10 protein-coding genes are annotated in these 15,811 nt (G+C 70.6%); 4 read left to right on the forward strand and 6 right to left on the reverse strand.

All coding sequences use genetic code 11. The features are described 5' to 3' along the window. Positions 1–52 precede the first annotated feature (52 nt). The 6 genes from pulA to P0Y48_10320 form a co-directional block, all read right to left on the reverse strand. The gene (gene pulA / locus P0Y48_10295; protein WEK12851.1) at positions 53–6,103 is read right to left on the reverse strand and encodes a pullulanase-type alpha-1,6-glucosidase; all 6,051 of its coding nucleotides are present in this window, start codon (positions 6,101–6,103) and stop codon (positions 53–55) included. A 137-nt stretch (positions 6,104–6,240) separates the two neighbouring features. After that, positions 6,241–7,413, reverse strand: a complete 1,173-nt coding sequence (locus P0Y48_10300) for a thiolase family protein (GenBank protein ID WEK12852.1) — start codon at positions 7,411–7,413, stop codon at positions 6,241–6,243. A gap of 1 nt (position 7,414) precedes the next feature. Then, entirely contained in the window at positions 7,415–8,599 is a 1,185-nt protein-coding gene (locus P0Y48_10305; GenBank protein WEK12853.1) for a bifunctional 2-methylcitrate synthase/citrate synthase, read from the reverse strand. 74 nt (positions 8,600–8,673) lie between these two features. Continuing rightward, on the reverse strand, positions 8,674–9,582 hold the full coding sequence (gene prpB, locus P0Y48_10310; protein ID WEK12854.1) for a methylisocitrate lyase: 909 nt from the start codon (positions 9,580–9,582) through the stop codon (positions 8,674–8,676). Positions 9,583–9,871: 289 nt separating this feature from the next. After that, positions 9,872–11,407, reverse strand: a complete 1,536-nt coding sequence (locus P0Y48_10315; protein WEK12855.1) for an MmgE/PrpD family protein — start codon at positions 11,405–11,407, stop codon at positions 9,872–9,874. Continuing rightward, positions 11,404–12,033, reverse strand: coding sequence for a GntR family transcriptional regulator (locus tag P0Y48_10320; GenBank protein WEK12856.1), 630 nt, complete (start codon positions 12,031–12,033; stop codon positions 11,404–11,406). Before P0Y48_10320 ends, P0Y48_10315 begins: the two co-directional genes overlap by 4 nt. Positions 12,034–12,232: 199 nt before the next feature. Here P0Y48_10320 and P0Y48_10325 point away from each other — a divergent pair, with 199 nt between their 5' ends. From P0Y48_10325 to P0Y48_10340, 4 genes are read left to right on the forward strand one after another with little or no spacing between them, the layout of a single operon-like run. Beyond that, positions 12,233–13,156: an ABC transporter ATP-binding protein gene (locus P0Y48_10325; protein WEK12857.1), complete on the forward strand. Its 924-nt coding sequence runs from the start codon at positions 12,233–12,235 to the stop codon at positions 13,154–13,156. Beyond that, a complete protein-coding gene (locus tag P0Y48_10330) occupies positions 13,153–14,772 on the forward strand; it encodes a polyketide antibiotic transporter (GenBank protein ID WEK12858.1) in 1,620 nt (539 codons plus the stop codon). The genes P0Y48_10325 and P0Y48_10330 overlap by 4 nt, the downstream gene beginning before the upstream one ends. 9 nt (positions 14,773–14,781) lie before the next feature. Continuing rightward, complete coding sequence (locus tag P0Y48_10335) at positions 14,782–15,249, forward strand: helix-turn-helix domain-containing protein (protein WEK12859.1); 468 nt, start codon at positions 14,782–14,784, stop codon at positions 15,247–15,249. Between the two features lie 10 nt (positions 15,250–15,259). Beyond that, entirely contained in the window at positions 15,260–15,793 is a 534-nt protein-coding gene (locus P0Y48_10340) for a ribonuclease HI (GenBank protein ID WEK12860.1), read from the forward strand. Positions 15,794–15,811 lie beyond the last annotated feature (18 nt).

Consider the following 15,811-nt stretch of genomic DNA (forward strand, 5'->3'; position numbering starts at 1 on the left):
CCTTCCACGCAACATGCGATGGCGGGCGGCGGCGGGGTACGGCGCAGCCGAGCTAGTACACGATCAGCGGCCGCACCGAGGAGCGGGAGTCGCGGTGGTCGCTCCCGCCCGTGAAGGCCACTCGCAGCAGGTGCACCCCGCGCGACAGTGTCGGCAGCGCGATGTCGATCTTCCCCTTCGCGGATGCCGGCAGCGCCACCGACGCGATCGTCTTCGCACCGTCGGTCACGGTAATCGCCCCCACCGGCGCGCTGCGGTCCGCGGCCACGACCGTGCCGACGACGCGCACCGGCGTTCCCTTCTTCGCGATCAGCCGCGTCGGAGCCGCCTTCGTCACCGTCTTCGCGGGCGCCGCGTCGACGAGGACGGCCACCGTGCGTGCCGGGACCGTGACCGTGCCCGACGCAGCCGTCCACGACGTCGTCTTCACGACGGGGTCGGCGCCCTTCGCCTGCGCCGGCGTGAGCGCGAACCCGCGACCCGCCAGCTCCGGGAGCACCTGCGTCGTCTCCTCCGGCGAGGCGTTGAAGACGACGAGCGCGCCGTCGAGCGCCGGATCGGCGTCGGCGCCCACGAGGTCGTCGATCTGCATGACGATGACGCCGGGCGTGGCATCCGGGCCGCTCGCGGGGAACGACACCTTCTGCTCGATCCGCTCGGCCGAGCCCAGCCGCAGCAGGCCCACCTCCGAGCGCACCCGCAGCAGGTCGAGCGCCGCGGCCTCCGCCGTCGCGATGTCGTCGGCGCCCGGTTTGAGGGCGGGATCGGCCAGCAGCGGCGCCATGATCGACCACTTCTCGCCGTTGTCGGCCGCTCGCGGCAGGCCCGACCCGAAGGTGGACTCCTGCCCCGTCCAGTCGATGCGGTTGAACCAGTCGCCCGAGTTGTAGCTGTTGCGATCGAGCGACTTCGACCGCAGCAGCTCCGTGCCCGCGTGCCAGAAGGACGGCGTCTGCGACAGCGTGGCGGTCGCGAGCGACAGCGTGTTCATCCGCACCCGGTCGGACATCGACGTGTCCCGCGGCAGCTTCAGCACCGACAGGTCGTACAGCGTCTCGTTGTCGTGCGCGTCGACGTAGCTGATGATCTCGTCGGGCTGGTCGGCGTACCCCGCCGACTGGCCGTTGTAGTCGAGCTCCGCGCCCGTCTTGACGCTGCCGTCGGCGGTCGTCAGCACGAAGTCGCGGAGGTTGCCCGCGAGGCCGAGCTTCACGAGATCCGTCTGCCGGGCGAGGTCGGCGAGCGCCTGCTCCGTCGTGCCGTTGATGCCGTCGCCGTTGGGGTCGGTGCCGAGGCCCGTGCCGTATCCCTGCCGGAACGTGGAGCCGCTGTCGACGGGACTGCCGCCGTGCACGGCATCCCGCAGCCGGTCGGAGAACGTGCCGATGCCCGTGCCGCCCAACTGCCCCTGCGTCGCCTGCTCGAAGAGGGCGTTGTCGGCGACCTCCCCGAAGTTCCAGCCCTCGCCGTAGAGGTAGATCGCCTTGCCGTCGACCCCGTCCTTCTTGAGGGTGAGACCGTCGAGGGCGTCGCGGATCGCGAGCATGTTCTCCTTCGAGTGGTGGCCCATGAGGTCGAAGCGGAAGCCGTCGACCTTGTAGTCACGAGCCCAGGTGACGACGGAGTCGACCATGAGCTTCTGCGCCACCTCGTGCTCGGTCGCGACGTTCTGGCAGCACGTCGAGGTCTCGACCCCGCCGGCGGCGTTCAGCCGGTGGTAGTAGCCCGGCACGACGCGGTCGAGCACGGAGCGGTCCGCCTGCCCGGATGCCGCGGTGTGGTTGAACACCTCGTCGAGCACGACCTGGAGCCCCATGCCGTGGAGCGAGCCGACCATCGTGCGGAACTCGGCCACCCGCGACCCGCCGTCGGCCTCCACCGCGTAGGAGCCTTCCGGCGTGGAGAAGTGGAAGGGGTCGTAGCCCCAGTTGAAGCCGTCGGTGTCGGCGACGGCTTCGACACAGGCCTGCTGCTCGGTGGATGCCGGTCCGAACGACGCCAGGTCGCAGTCGGGCGTCTCCTGCGCCGCCCTGTCCTCCTCGATCGTCGCGATGTCGAAGGAGGGGAGCAGGTGCACCGTGTTGATGCCCGCGTCGGCGAGCTGACGCAGCTGGGTCGTGCCCGCGCTGTCGCGGGCGAACGCGAGGTAGGTGCCCCGCTCCTGCTCCGGAACCGTCTCGTCGGTGATGGAGAAGTCGCGGATGTGCAGTTCGTAGATCGCCCGGTCGACGGCACGCTCGATGCGCGGCGCCTTCGCCTTCTGCCACACCTTCGGCATCCAGTTCTTGTCGCGGAGGTCGACGGCGACCGACCTCGTCGAGTTCAGCGTCAGCCCGACCGAGTACGGATCGGTCACGGTGTTCGTCTCGATGGCGTCGGTCGTCGGCGCGTAGACCACGACCTCCCACAGGTACTCGTCGCCCTTGCGCGCCCCCGCGGCGACCGTCCATGTTCCGGCCGCTGCGTCGAAGGACGCGGGATGCCGGACGGGATCGCCGTCGCTTCCCGCCGGCCACGTGAGGAGCGTCGCCGCCTGCGCGGTCGGCGCCCACAGCCGGAACGCCGGGCTCGCCTTAGCCCCCTTGCGCGGGAACGTGACGCCGAGCACGTCGTCGTCGACGGCGTCGGCGTACAGGTCGTCGAGCACGCCGGGGATCTGCACGCCGGTGAACGCGGCGAGCGCGCCGTCGGCATCCCGCTGCGCGACCCGCAGCTGACCGCGCAGCAGTTCGGCCACGGCGGCACGGTCGGCGGGAACGCGGAGGGCCGTGAACGATGCGAGCGCGGGGAAGCGCTCCTTCTGGTCGTCGGTGAGCCCGCCCTCGACTGGTTCGAGCGCGAGCGGTGCGTCGCCGCCCACGACCTCGCCTTCCTCGACGGCGAGGCCCGCGTCGCGCGATCCGTAGAGCGCCCACGTGGCATCCGCTGCGGCTGCGCCGAGCGCCTGCGGCCAGGCGATGGTCGTCGCGTCGATCCAGTGGGCTCGCGACTCGCCGGTGCCCGCGAGGGGCGGGTCGGCGACCTCGATCTCGAGCACGTGCGTCGATACGTCGTAGCGGAACACGACGCGCTTGCCCTCGGTGGCCGAGAACGAGATGTTCCCGCCGTCGCGGACGCCGTTCGCCCCGTAGTTCTCGTCCCAGCTCAGCCCGTGCGCCACCTTGAGCTCGTAGGAGCCGGTCGGGATGCGGTCGGTCGCGAACTCGTAGACCCCGTCGCGATCGCCGTCGAGCATGAGGCTGCGCAGGCAGTCGGGCGACCAATCGGCGGCGCACCCGATCTCGCTCTGGAACGATCCCGGCAGGGTGACGACGGGGCCTTCCGCCGTCGACTGTGCGCGCTTGGTGAGCGGGTCGAAGTAGAACGTGATCGACCCGCCGTCGTGGGAGATGGCGATGTTCGCGCCCCCCGCCACCCCATCGGCGCCGTAGTTCTCGTCCCAGCTCTTCTCGGTGGCGACCTTGTACTCGTAGTCACCCGCCGGAAGATCGACGGTCAGTCGCCAGATCCCGTCGACGAGCTCCATCTGCGCTTCGTCGCAGTCGGGCGCCCAGTCGCCCGCGCACCCCATCTCGGAGTTGAGGTTGCCGGGGATGCTGACGAAGTCGTACGCGGTCGGCTCGGTCGGCTCCTCCGGCTCCTCCACGGCCGCGAGCGCGATGCGGTTGCCCGCCGACGCGTAGGTGGATGCCGCCGACCGCTGCCCCGCGGCATCCGTCGACACCGCGCGGTACTCGACGAGCGTGCCGTCGGCGAGGCCGCCGACGTCGTGGAAGACGCGCGGCGACGTGGACTCGGCCGTGCCGAGGGGATGCCACTCGTCGGACCCGACGACCCGCCAGGCGAAGCTCGTCTGCCGCCACGATTGGTCGGTGGACGCGGCGACCGGTGCCGACCCGGTGAGCGCCGCCCCGGGTTCGGGCACCGACACCGTCAGGGGCGCCGCCTCGGCGGGTGCCGTGACGGAGCCATCGGCGCGGAGCACGACGGCCGACAGGGCCGGGACCGTGACGGATGCCACGGCCGCCGCGTCGGAGGCGGTGTCGGCCGTCTCGCCGTAGAGGCCGGTGAAGGCGGCATCCGCGGTGAGGGTCGGCACGTCGACGGTCGCGGCGGAGTCCGTGTTGTTGAGGGCGACGAGGTACTCGACGCGGTCGGTCGGATCGACGCGGGAGAACGCGTACACACCGTCGGCGGCGTACCGCTCGATCTGCGCGCCGTCGACCAGCGCCGGGTGGGCCTCGCGCAGGTCGGCGAGGGCCGCGATGTGCGTGTACAGCGGCGCGTCGGTGTCGTAGCGGTCGGCCGAACCCACCGTCTCGCCTGTAAGGAGCGTCTGGTCCCGGTACTCGGCCACCTCGCTCGCGAAGAGCGACTGGCGCGCGCTCTTGTCGTTGCCCGCGCCCGCGCCCGCGAAGCCCTGCTCGTCGCCGTAGTAGACGACCGGCTGGCCGCGGCTGAGGAACAGCAGGTCGTGCGCGAGGAGGTCGCGACGCACGGCGTCGTCGGAGTCCTTCAGGAAGTAGCCGATGCGCCCCATGTCGTGATTGCCGAGGAACGTCGGCAGCGCCGTGGCGGAGGAGTCGGTCGTCGTGTAGCGATCGTCGCCCGCGAACAGCTTGGCGAGCGTCGAGACGTTGCCTCCCTTGGCGAAGCTCGTCGCCGCCGACTGGAAGCCGAAGTCGAGCACCGAGTTCATGTCGGTGCCGCGCACGTAGGGTGACAGCGCCGCCGGGTCGGCGTCGTACACCTCGCCGAACATGAAGAAGTCGTCCTTGCCCTGCGCGTGCGCGTAGTCGAGCACCTCGGTCGTCCACTGCTTCCAGAAGGCGAAGTCGACGTGCTTGGCGGTGTCGATGCGGAAGCCGTCGATGCCGAGGTCGATCCAGTCCTGATACACGTCGACGAAGCCGCTGACCACGTCGGGATGCTCGGTCATCAGGTCGTCCAGGCCCGCGAAGTCGCCGAACGTCGTCGACTCCCCCGAATACGTCGAGTCGCCGCGGTTGTGGTACAGCGTCACGTCGTTCAGCCACGCGGGGACCTTCACGTCGGCTTCGGCCGCGGAGACGACGGGCGTGTAGGGGAAGCTCGTCGCGGCATCCAGGTCGGGGAAGTCTCCCGTGCCCGCATAGTCGGCGGGATCGAAGGCCGTGCCGGATGCGTCGCGGTAGGGCGAGGTCTCCTGATCGATGTAGGAGTACTGGCCCTCCTCGTACGAGATCACATCGGCGGTGTGGTTCGTGATGATGTCGAAGTAGACGTCGATGCCCTCGGCGTGGGCGTCGTCGATGAACGCCTCAAGCTCGGCGTTCGTGCCCAGGTGCGGGTCGATCTGGGTGAAGTCGGTGATCCAGTACCCGTGGTAGCCCGCGCTGGCGTTGTCACCCTCGCCCTGCACCGGCTTGTTGCGGAAGCTCGGGGTGAGCCAGATGGCGGTCGTCCCGAGGCCCTTGATGTAGTCGAGCTGCGCGCGGAGACCGGCGATGTCACCGCCGTTGTAGAAGCCCGACGACGTGGGGTCGAACCCCGTGCTCAGCCGGTCGCCCGTGAGTCCGCCCTCGTCGTTGGCGGTGTCGCCGTTGGCGAAGCGGTCGGTCATGACGAAGTAGAACTGCTCGCCGGCACCGGCCTGCCGCACCGGCTCGGCCACGAGGGCGTCGTCGTCGGCGGAGTACCCGGCGCGCAGCGACGCGGCTTCGAGGCCGACGCGGTGCGTCGAATCGTCGAAGAGGAAGCGCAGCGTCGACGGACCGGCCACCGTCAGCGGGATGTCGTCGCCGCCGCCGTTCAGACCGTACGACTCGTCCCACGCGTCGTTCACCGCGACCTTGTAGCTCCACGAGCCCGCCGGCACCTCGAACTCCGCGGCGTACACGTCGGGATCGTCGGTGGGCTGCAGCTCGGTCTCGGCGCAGTCGGGCTGCCAGTCGCCGGAGCAGCCGAGCTCGCTCTGCAGGTCGCCGACGAGGGCGAACGTGCGCGGGTCGGCCGCGACGGCGGGGGGCGGGGCGACGAGCGAGAGACCCCCTGCGAGGAGGGCGGTCGCGCTCAGAACGGCGGTGAAACGACGCAGACGGCTGGCGGTGAAGGATGTCGACACGGTGATGCTCCCGAGCGTTCGCAGACACGTCGTCGTGCCTGGTGCTGTCCGACCGACGATACTCAGACCGGTCACAGTCGCGCGTGAGAAAGCCCTCATGCGCGCGGGGCCGACGGCATCCGCCGCTAGCGGCGCGGCTAGAGGCGCTCGATGATCGTCGCGTTCGCCATGCCGCCGCCCTCGCACATGGTCTGCAATCCCCAACGGCCGCCCGTGTGCTCGAGGTGGGCCAGCAGCGTGCCGAGGAGTCGCGTGCCGCTCGACCCGAGCGCGTGGCCCAGCGCGATCGCGCCGCCCCACGGGTTCATCCGCGCCGGATCAGCGCCCAGCTCCGCCGCCCAGGCGAGCGGCACCGACGCGAACGCCTCGTTGACCTCGTAGGCATCCAGGTCGTCGATCGACAGCCCGGCCCGCGACAGGATGCGCCGCGTCGCGGGGATCGGACCGGTCAGCATGAGGAGCGGATCGGAGCCCGTGACCGCGAACGCGTGGAACCGCGCGCGCGGCGTGAGGCCCAGCGCGAGGGCCGTGTCCTCGGCCATGATGAGCACCGCCGATGCCCCGTCGGTGAAGGGGGAGGAGTTGCCCGCCGTGATCCGCCAGTCCACCTCGGGGAACCGTGCCGACGTCTCCGACGTGCGGAAGGCCGGCGGAAGCCCCGCGAGCCCCGCGGTCGTCGTGCCGCGCCGGACCGTCTCGTCGGCGGCGACCCCGTCGACCTCGAGCAGCTGACTCGCGAACAGCCCGGCATCCGTCGCCTCGGTCGCTCGCTCGTGCGATTCCGCCGCGAACGCGTCGAGGTCGTCGCGCGTGAAGCCCCATCGCTGCGCGATCAGCTCGGCCGACACCCCCTGATTGACGAGGCCCTCGGGATACCGCGCGCGCAGGAGCGGCGACACCGGAGACCCACCGACCGCGGACGACGTCCCCAGCGGCACCCGGCTCATCGACTCGGCCCCGCCCGCGATGACGATGTCGTACTGTCCGCTCATGACGCCCTGCGCCGCGAAATGCGCGGCCTGCTGGCTCGACCCGCACTGGCGGTCGATCGTCGCCGCCGGAACCGTCTCGTCGAAGCCCGCGGCGAGCGCCGCCTGCCGCGCCACGTTCGACGACTGCTCGCCGACCTGACTGACGCACCCGAGGAGCACGTCGTCGACCTGAGCCGACTCCAGTCCGTTGCGTTCGAGGACGGCCCGCAGCACGAACGCGGCGAGGTCGACGGGATGGATGCCGGACAGCGCTCCTCCCGGCTTGCCCCTCCCCGACGGGGTGCGGACGGCGTCGACGATGACGGCGTTGCGGCCCATGTCAGCCCTCGGCTTCGGCCTCGCGCAGCGAGATGGCGGCGGTGCCGACGTCGTCGACGAAGCCCGGGATGTGACGCTCATCGGGACCGACGTACTCCGACAGCGGCCGGATGAGCGCGTTGGCGGCGGTCTGCTCCATGATGTGGGCCGTCCAGCCGACGACGCGCGCCGCGACGAACAGCGGGGTGAAGGTCAGGGTGTCGAAGCCCATGAGGTTGTACGCCGGACCCGACGGGTAGTCGAGGTTCGGGTAGATGCCCTTGCGCGCGACGAACTCCGCCTCCAGCGTCGCGTAGAGCGCTTCCACGTCGGGGCGGTCGTAGTGGGCGATCAGCGTGTCGAGGGCAGCCTTCATCGTCGGCACCCGCGAGTCGCCGCGCTTGTACACGCGGTGCCCGAAGCCCATGATCTTGCGCTTCTCGGCGAGCGCCTTCTCGAGCCAGGGCACGACGGCATCCGCGTCGCCGATCTCGTCGAACACGTGGAGCACCGCCTCGTTCGCACCGCCGTGGAGCGGCCCCTTGAGTGCGCCGATCGCGCCGACGACGGCGGAGTAGAGGTCGCTGAGCGTCGAGCTGATGACGCGGGCCGTGAACGTCGACGCGTTGAAGGAGTGCTCTGCATAGAGGATCATCGACCGGTTGAACGCGTCGACGACGACGGGGTCGCTCTCCTCGCCGAAGGTCATCCAGAGGAAGTTGGCGGCGTAGTCGAGGTCGTCGCGCGGCGCGATCGGCTCCTGCCCGCGTCGGCGGCGCTGCCCATAGGCGACGATGGCCGGCAGGGCGGCGAAGAGGCGGATGCTGCGGGCGAGGTTGTCCTCGCGGGTGCCGCTCGCGTCGAGTACCGACCCGGTGCCGGCGAGGTCACGGGCGCCGAGCACGCTGACGGCCGTGCGCACCTCGTCCATGGGGTGCGCGTCGAGCGGGGTGAGTTCGATCGCGGCACGCACATCGTCGGCCAGCGCGCGGTGCGAGCGCTCCACGCGGCGGAGCTCGGCCAGCTGCACGTCGTCAGGCAGTTCGCCGTGCCAGAGCAGGTACGCGACCGCCTCGGCCGACTGCGTCGCCGCCAGCTCGTGCACGGGGTAGCCGCGGTACAGCAGCGAGTTCGTGTCGGGGTTGACCTTGCTGATGGCGGTGACGTCGGCGACGACGCCCGCCAGCCCCTTCTTGATGTCGGTCATGGCGTTGCCCTTCTGTCGTTCCTGTCGTTGAGCGAAGCGACGAGACGGAACGCGTTTCGTCTCGGTGTGCCCGCTCAACGACCGGGAGTGTCGATCTGGAAGTTGAAGATGTCCTGGTCGAAGTGGTTGTACTGCTCGTAGTCGATGAGGTCGTACAGGTCGGCGCGATGCTGCATCTCTCCCAGCTTCGACGTGAGGTGTCCGTCTTCGGTCAGCGTATCCAGTGCACGGCCGGCCGCGCCCATCGCGATGCGCAGGAGGGACACCGGCCAGATGACGATGGCGACACCGGCGTCCCGCAGCTGCGCGGAGGAGAAGAGCTCGGACTTGCCGAACTCGGTCATGTTCGCGAGAACCGGCACCCCCAGCGCCGACGCCATCGCCTCGAACTCACCCAGATCGCGCATCGCCTCGGGGAAGATCGCGTCGGCTCCGGCATCCACGAGCGCTTTCGCCCGATCGATCGCGGCATCCAGTCCGTCGACGGCGCGGATGTCGGTGCGCGCCATGATGAGGAAGTCCGGGTCGCGTCGGGCGTCGACGGCCGCGCGGATGCGTTTGATCGCGGTGTCGGCGTCGACCACCGCCTTGCCGTCGAGATGGCCGCACCGTTTGGGATTCACCTGGTCTTCGATGTGCGCGCCGGCGACCCCGGCATCCTCGAGGGTCTGGATCGTGCGGGCGACGTTCATCGGCTCGCCGAAGCCGGTGTCGGCGTCGATGATCGCGGGGAGGTCGGTCATCCGCGCGATCTGCTGGCCGCGGGTGGCGACCTCGGTGAGCGTCGTGAGGCCGATGTCCGGGAGGCCGAGGTCGGCCGACAGCACCGCCCCCGAGATGTAGACCCCGTCGAAGCCCTTCCGCTCGATGAGGCGCGCGGAGAGGGGGTTGAACGCGCCGGGGAACTGCAGCAGCTCGCCCGCGGCGAGCCGCTCACGGAGTCGGCGGCGCTTCTCGGAAGCCGGGACGGTGGAGTACAGCATCAGACGCTCCTCGCAGGTTCGGGCGTTTCGTCTCGTCGCTGCGCTCCTCGCTCAACGACCGGGGTCGGGGTCCGGTCCCCGGGCGTTTCGTCTCGTCGCTGCGCTCCTCGCTCAACGACCGGGGTCGAGTTCCGGTCCCCGGGCGTTTCGTCTCGTCGCTGCGCTCCTCGCTCAACGACCGGGGTCGAGTTCCGGTCCCCGGGCGTTTCGTCTCGTCGCTGCGCTCCTCGCTCAACGATCGGGGTCGAGTTCCGGTCGTTGAGCGAGCGCAGCGAGACGAAACGCAGCATCAGAAGAGTCCCGTCGGCCGCGGAGCCGCGTCGAGCACACCCGGGCGGGCGACGAATCCGAGCTCCCGCACCTCGGCAGCCGTGAGGTCGGGCAGGCGCTCGGCGAGCGCGAGGAACCGGTCGATCTCGGCCGGCTCCAGCACGGGCTCGGCGAGGAGGCGGAACTTGCGGACGTAGTCGGCGCGCGCGAACGGCCTCGCTCCGAGCGGGTGGGCGTCGGCGACGGCGATCTCGTCGACGATGGTCGAGCCGTCGGTGAGCGTGATCTCCACGCGCCCGCCGAACGCCTTCTCGGCAGGATCTTCGGAGTGGTAGCGGCGCGTCCACTCGGCATCCTCGGCCGTCGTGATCTTCTGCCACAGCGCGACGGTGTCGGGCCGCGAGGCGCGCTCCGGCGTGTACGAGTCGACGTGATGCCAACCGCCGTCCTGCAGCGCCACCGCGAAGATGTACGGGATCGAGTGGTCGAGCGTCTCGCGCGACGCCGTCGGGTCGTACTTCTGCGGGTCGCCCGCGCCCGAACCGATCACGTAGTGCGTGTGATGGCTCGTGTGGAGCACGATCGAGGCGACGTTCGCCGGGTCGAGGAGGTCCGGGTGTTCGCCGTGGAGCTTCCGGGCGAGGTCGATCCACGCCTGGGCCTGATACTCGGCCGAGTGCTCCTTCGTGTACGAGTCGAGGATGCCGCGCTTGGGCTCGCCCGGCGCGGGGAGCGGAACCTCGTACGACGCGTCGGGCCCGTCGAGGAGCCACGCGATCACGCCGTCCTCGCCTTCGTAGATCGGGTTGGGCGATGTCTCGCCGCGCATCGCACGATCGACCGCCTCGACGGCCATCTTGCCCGCGAAGGCCGGAGCGTGGGCCTTCCACGTGGAGATCTCGCCCTTGCGGGACTGCCGGGTCGCGGTGGTCGTGTGGAGGGCCTGGGCGACGGCCTGTTCGATCGTGTCGACGTCGAGCCCGAGCAGGGTGCCGATGCCGGCCGCCGCCGAAGGGCCCAGGTGGGCGACGTGGTCGATCTTGTGGCGGTGGAGGCAGATCGCGCGCACGAGGTCGATCTGGATCTCGTACCCCGTCGCGATGCCGCGCACGAGCGCTGCGCCGTCGGCGCCGACGTGCTGGGCGACAGCGAGGATCGGGGGAATGTTGTCGCCGGGGTGGGAGTAGTCGGCGGCGAGGAAGGTGTCGTGGTAGTCGAGCTCCCGCACCGCGACGCCGTTGGCCCACGCCGCCCACTCCGGGCTCGTGCGCGTCTCGGCCGTGTCGCTCGGCACTCCGAAGATGCTCGCGCCCGCCCCGCCTCGGGAGACGGGGTGGTCGAGGGCCTGCGCACGCGCGGCGCTCACGGGGGCGCGCGTGAGCGAGGCGGCCGCGACGGCCGCGTTGTCGATGATCCGGTTGATGATCATGTTGACGACGTCGGGATCGACGGCGACGGGGTCGACGGCGACCTCCGCGATCTTGTGGGCGAGCTGGTCCTCCCGGGCGAGGTTCTCGTCGCTGCGGTGGACGCGGACGGTGTGAGCGACGGTCATGGGGTTGCCTCCAGGGAGTCGAGGATGCCGGTCAGGGCGTTGTGCAGATGGACGTGCGTGGCGTGCGCGGCGAGATCCCCGTCTCCTGCGGCGATCGCGTCGGCGATGACTCGGTGCTCGGCGACGGATGCCGTCAGCCGCGTCGGTCGGTCACGTGCCAGGCGGCGCACGCGCACGAGATGGGTGCGCACGGTGCGGAGTGCGGCGGTCAGGTAGTCGTTGGCGACGGCGGCGTCCACGGCCGCGTCGAAGCGCGCGATGAGGGCGTAGTAGTCGTCGGGCGCGGCGCCCGGATCGACCGCCGAGAACTCCGCGGCGAGCGACGCGAACACCGCGGGGTCACCCCGGTGGGCCGCCAGCCGGGCGGAGCTCTCTTCGAGGGCCCGGCGGAGTTCGAACAGCTCGCGGATGTCGTCGGCGTCGATCGCCGTGACGACGGTGACGCGCGGTGAGGCCTGGGCGACCAGTCCGTCGGCGGCGAGCCTGCTGAGGGCTTCGCGCAGCGGGGTGCGGCTGACGCCGAGTCGCGTGGCCTGCTCCACTTCGGCGAGCACGGCGCCGGCGGGGAGAGCGCCCGACTGGATCTCGTCGAGGAGGGTCGCGTACGCCCGGTCGCTCGCTCGCATCGCTGGCTCCTTCCACCGTCGACTCTCTACTGTATACAAAAGGCGGCGATTGTGGCACTGGGGCGGTGGACTGTCCGCCTGGAGTATACAAAGCAGAGAAAAACCCCCGGCAAGACTCCGCCGCATCCTGCGCTCGGAGCGCCGCCGCTTCGGCATCCGTATATTCACAAATTTGTGAAATCGGTGTAGCCTCCGGACCATGACCACTGTCGTCCGCACGAGCGGGCTCACCAAGATCTACACGCGTACCCGCGCTCTGGACGGCCTCGACCTCCGTGTCGACGAGGGCCAGATCCACGGATTCCTCGGACCCAACGGAGCCGGGAAGTCGACGACGATCCGCATCCTCCTGGGGCTCGCGCGAAAGACCGCCGGCGAGGTCACCGTCTTCGGTCGCGATCCCTGGCGCGACGCCGTCGACCTGCACCGGCGCATCGCCTCCGTCCCCGGAGACGTGAGCGTGTGGCCGAACCTCACCGGTGGTGAGGCGATCGATCTCCTGTCACGCCTCCGCGGCGCTCGGCGTCACGATGCCGCGTACCGCGCCGAGAAGGAACGCCTCTCGGAGGTGTTCGACTTCGATCCGCGCAAGAAGGGCCGCACCTATTCCAAAGGAAATCGGCAGAAGGTCGCACTCATCGCCGCCCTCGCCGTGCCCGCCGATCTGTACATCCTCGATGAGCCGACCAGCGGTCTGGACCCGCTCATGGAGGTGATGTTCCGGCAGGAGATCCAGCGCGTGCGGCAGGCCGGCGCGACGGTGCTGTTGTCGAGCCACATCCTCTCGGAGGTCGAGCAGCTGTGCGATCGGGTCTCCATCATCCGGTCGGGTCAGGTCGTCGAGACCGGCACGCTCGCCGAACTGCGTCACCTCACGCGCACCCAGATCTCCTTCGAGGCCCCGGATGCCACGGCCGCCGCCGCCATCCCCGGCGCGCACGACGTCGTCGCAGCCGACGGGCGGGTGAACTTCACCGTCGACAGCGACGCCGTCGCCGACACGCTTCCTGAGCTCGCGAGGCGTCGTGTGACGGGGCTCCGAGTCGCTCCACCCTCGATGGAGGAGCTCTTTCTGCGTCACTACGGCGATGACCTCGCGGTACTCGAGGGCGACGCGCGATGAACCGTCTTCGCGTCCTTCTCGGGCAGCGCGCACGTCGGGACGGTGCGCAGATCGCGCTGTGGGCCGGGGGGACGGGCTTGTTGGCGTTCGCCGCCTATGCGGGGGTGGACGGGACGTACGGCAGCGCGGACGATCGGACATCGCTCCTGGCGGCCGCCCTCGCGAACCCTGTCATCCTGCTGTTCCGCGGGCTGCCGTCGGGCACGGCGCCGGGCGCGTTCATCGTGTTCCTGATCTTCCCGTGGCTTGCGCTGCTGGCCGCCTTCATGAGCACGTTCCTCGCGGTACGGCACACGCGCGGTGACGAGGAGGCCGGCCGCGCCGAGCTCGTCGCCGCGACGCCCGCCGGCCGAACGCTTCCGATCGTCGCCACCGTCGTTCACGGCATCCTCGCCAACGCTCTGGCCGCCGCGCTGGTCGCGGGGGCTTTGATCGCCGTCGGTCTCGATGCGTCCGGAGCGGTGCTCACCGGCCTCGCGGTCGGCGCCGTCGGCGTGGTGTTCCTCGGTGTCGGACTGCTCGCCGCACCGCTCGTCCGCTCGTCGCGGGCCGCCAACAGCGTCTCCGTCTGGACGGTGCTGGTCTCGTTCGTCCTCGCGGGGACGGGGAACGCCATCGGCACGCCGAGCGACGACCTGACGCGCATGGAGAGCTCATGGGTGACGTGGCTGTCACCGTTCGGGTGGGGCGAGAACACCCGCGCGTTCGACGCCGACCAATGGGGCCCGGTGTACCTGTGCCTCGTCGTGGGCCTCGCGCTCGCGGCGATCGCCGTCGCTATCGCGTCGGTCCGCGACCTCGGCAGCAGCCTCCTCGGGGAGCGCCGGGGTCGCGCCGAAGCGTCCGCGCTGCTCTCCCACCCGATCGGGCTGGTGTGGCGACTCACCCGAGGCGCGCTGCTGGGCTGGGCCATCGGCGGCTTCCTCGTCGGCATGCTGTCGACGTCGCTCGCCTCGATCGTCGCCGACGTCGGCGCGACGAACCCCGCCGTCGAGGACATCCTCCGACAGATCGCGGGCCAAGGCAGCATCGCCCAGGGAACGGTCACGACGTTCTTCACGATGCTCGGAGTGTTCGCCGCGTGTGTCGCGGTGCAGACCGTCTGCCGAGCACGACAGGAGGAGGCGCACGGCACGGCGGAGCCGCTTCTGTCCGCGCCCGTCCACCGTGTGCGCTGGCTCGCCGGCTACCTGGTGGTCGCGCTGCTCGGCATCGCGGCCGTCATCGGAGCGGGGGTCCTCGGTGCGGCCGCGGGTATCGCCGGCAGAGACGGCGACGCGTCGCTGATGCGGACGGTCCTGATCACCGGTGCGGGGCAGGTCGCTGCGGCATCCGTGTTCCTCGTCGTCACGGCACTCCTGTTCGTCGTCGCGCCCAGGCTCACGATCCCGGCGGGGTGGACGCTCGTGCTCGTCGCGATGGTCCTCGGCCTGTTCGGGCCGCTGTTCCAGTTCCCCGAGTGGCTCGTCCACGTCTCCCCGATCGCGGTCACCCCGCTGGTCGACGGGGAGGACGTGGATCTCCGAGGTCTGTGGTCGCTCCTCGTCGCGACGGCGGCCGGCGCCACGGCATCCCTCGCCCTCATGCGTCGGCGTGAGCTCGCCCCGGCGGGTTAGGGTCGGAGCATGGGGGATCATCCCGGCACCGCACCGGCCGAGCAGGCGGCAGCTCTGCTGGCGGCCGCCGGGATGTCGCGCATGCCGGCCCGCGTGATGATGGCGCTCGTCGGCTCCCCCGACGCGGGGTACACCGCCGCCGAACTCGGCGAACGACTGGGCGTGTCCCCCGCCGCGGTCTCGGGCGCCGTGCGGTACCTCGTCTCGATGAGGCTCATCCAGCGTGTGTCGAAGCCGGGTGAGCGCCGCGACCGCTACGACCTCGTCGACGACGCGTGGGCGGGGATGATCACGGCGAACGCGCCGATGTATGCGACGCTCGCCGCGGCGATGGACGACATCGCCGACGAGAACGTCGACGCTCCCCTGTCGGTGGCCCGTGCGCGCGACGTCGCCGACTTCCTGCGTTACCTCGCCGAGCGGATGCCTCTCCTCGCCGACGAGTGGCAGGCCGAACGGCAGTCGCGCCGCCGGTAGCCTTGTCCGAGTGAGCGAGACCTCCCGATACGTCGTGGCCACCGACGGCGCCTGCAAGGGCAACCCCGGACCGACGGGCTGGGCCTGGGTCGGTGAGGACGGCCACTGGGCTGCCGGATCGCTCCCCGAGGGAACGAACAACATCGGCGAACTCCTCGGTCTCCTGAAGGCCATCGAGGACCATCCCGACGTACGCGAGCTCGTCGTGCAGGCCGATTCGAAGTACGCGATCGACACCTACTCGTCGTGGATGGATGCGCACCGTCGGCGCGGGTGGAAGACCTCTACCGGCGCGCCCACGAAGAACCGCGACCTGCTCGAGCAACTGATCGTCGCGCGCGACGCACGCCGGGCGGCAGGGCTCCCCGACGTCGTTCTCGAGCACGTGCGCGGCCACCGCGGGCACGTGCTCAACGAGTGGGCGGACGAGCGGGCGGTACGCGCGGCGGAGCACGCGGCATCCGGGACGGCGAGTGCCTGGTCCTCGCTCAGCGGCCATCACGAGGTGCTCGACGTGTCGGCGGCACCGTCGCGCAAGCGCTGAGTCCGCACGGCGGGCGCG

Source organism: Candidatus Microbacterium phytovorans (genome assembly GCA_029202445.1).
GTDB lineage: Bacteria > Actinomycetota > Actinomycetes > Actinomycetales > Microbacteriaceae > Microbacterium > Microbacterium phytovorans.

Coding starts and splice junctions, on each gene's coding strand:
- prpB (WEK12854.1), bottom strand. CDS start 9,582: ATGCTGTACTCCACCGTCCCGGCTTCCGAGAAGCGCCGCCGACTCCGT.
- P0Y48_10335 (WEK12859.1), top strand. CDS start 14,782: ATGGGGGATCATCCCGGCACCGCACCGGCCGAGCAGGCGGCAGCTCTG.
- P0Y48_10315 (WEK12855.1), bottom strand. CDS start 11,407: ATGACCGTCGCTCACACCGTCCGCGTCCACCGCAGCGACGAGAACCTC.
- P0Y48_10300 (WEK12852.1), bottom strand. CDS start 7,413: ATGGGCCGCAACGCCGTCATCGTCGACGCCGTCCGCACCCCGTCGGGG.
- P0Y48_10305 (WEK12853.1), bottom strand. CDS start 8,599: ATGACCGACATCAAGAAGGGGCTGGCGGGCGTCGTCGCCGACGTCACC.
- P0Y48_10320 (WEK12856.1), bottom strand. CDS start 12,033: ATGCGAGCGAGCGACCGGGCGTACGCGACCCTCCTCGACGAGATCCAG.
- P0Y48_10325 (WEK12857.1), top strand. CDS start 12,233: ATGACCACTGTCGTCCGCACGAGCGGGCTCACCAAGATCTACACGCGT.
- P0Y48_10330 (WEK12858.1), top strand. CDS start 13,153: ATGAACCGTCTTCGCGTCCTTCTCGGGCAGCGCGCACGTCGGGACGGT.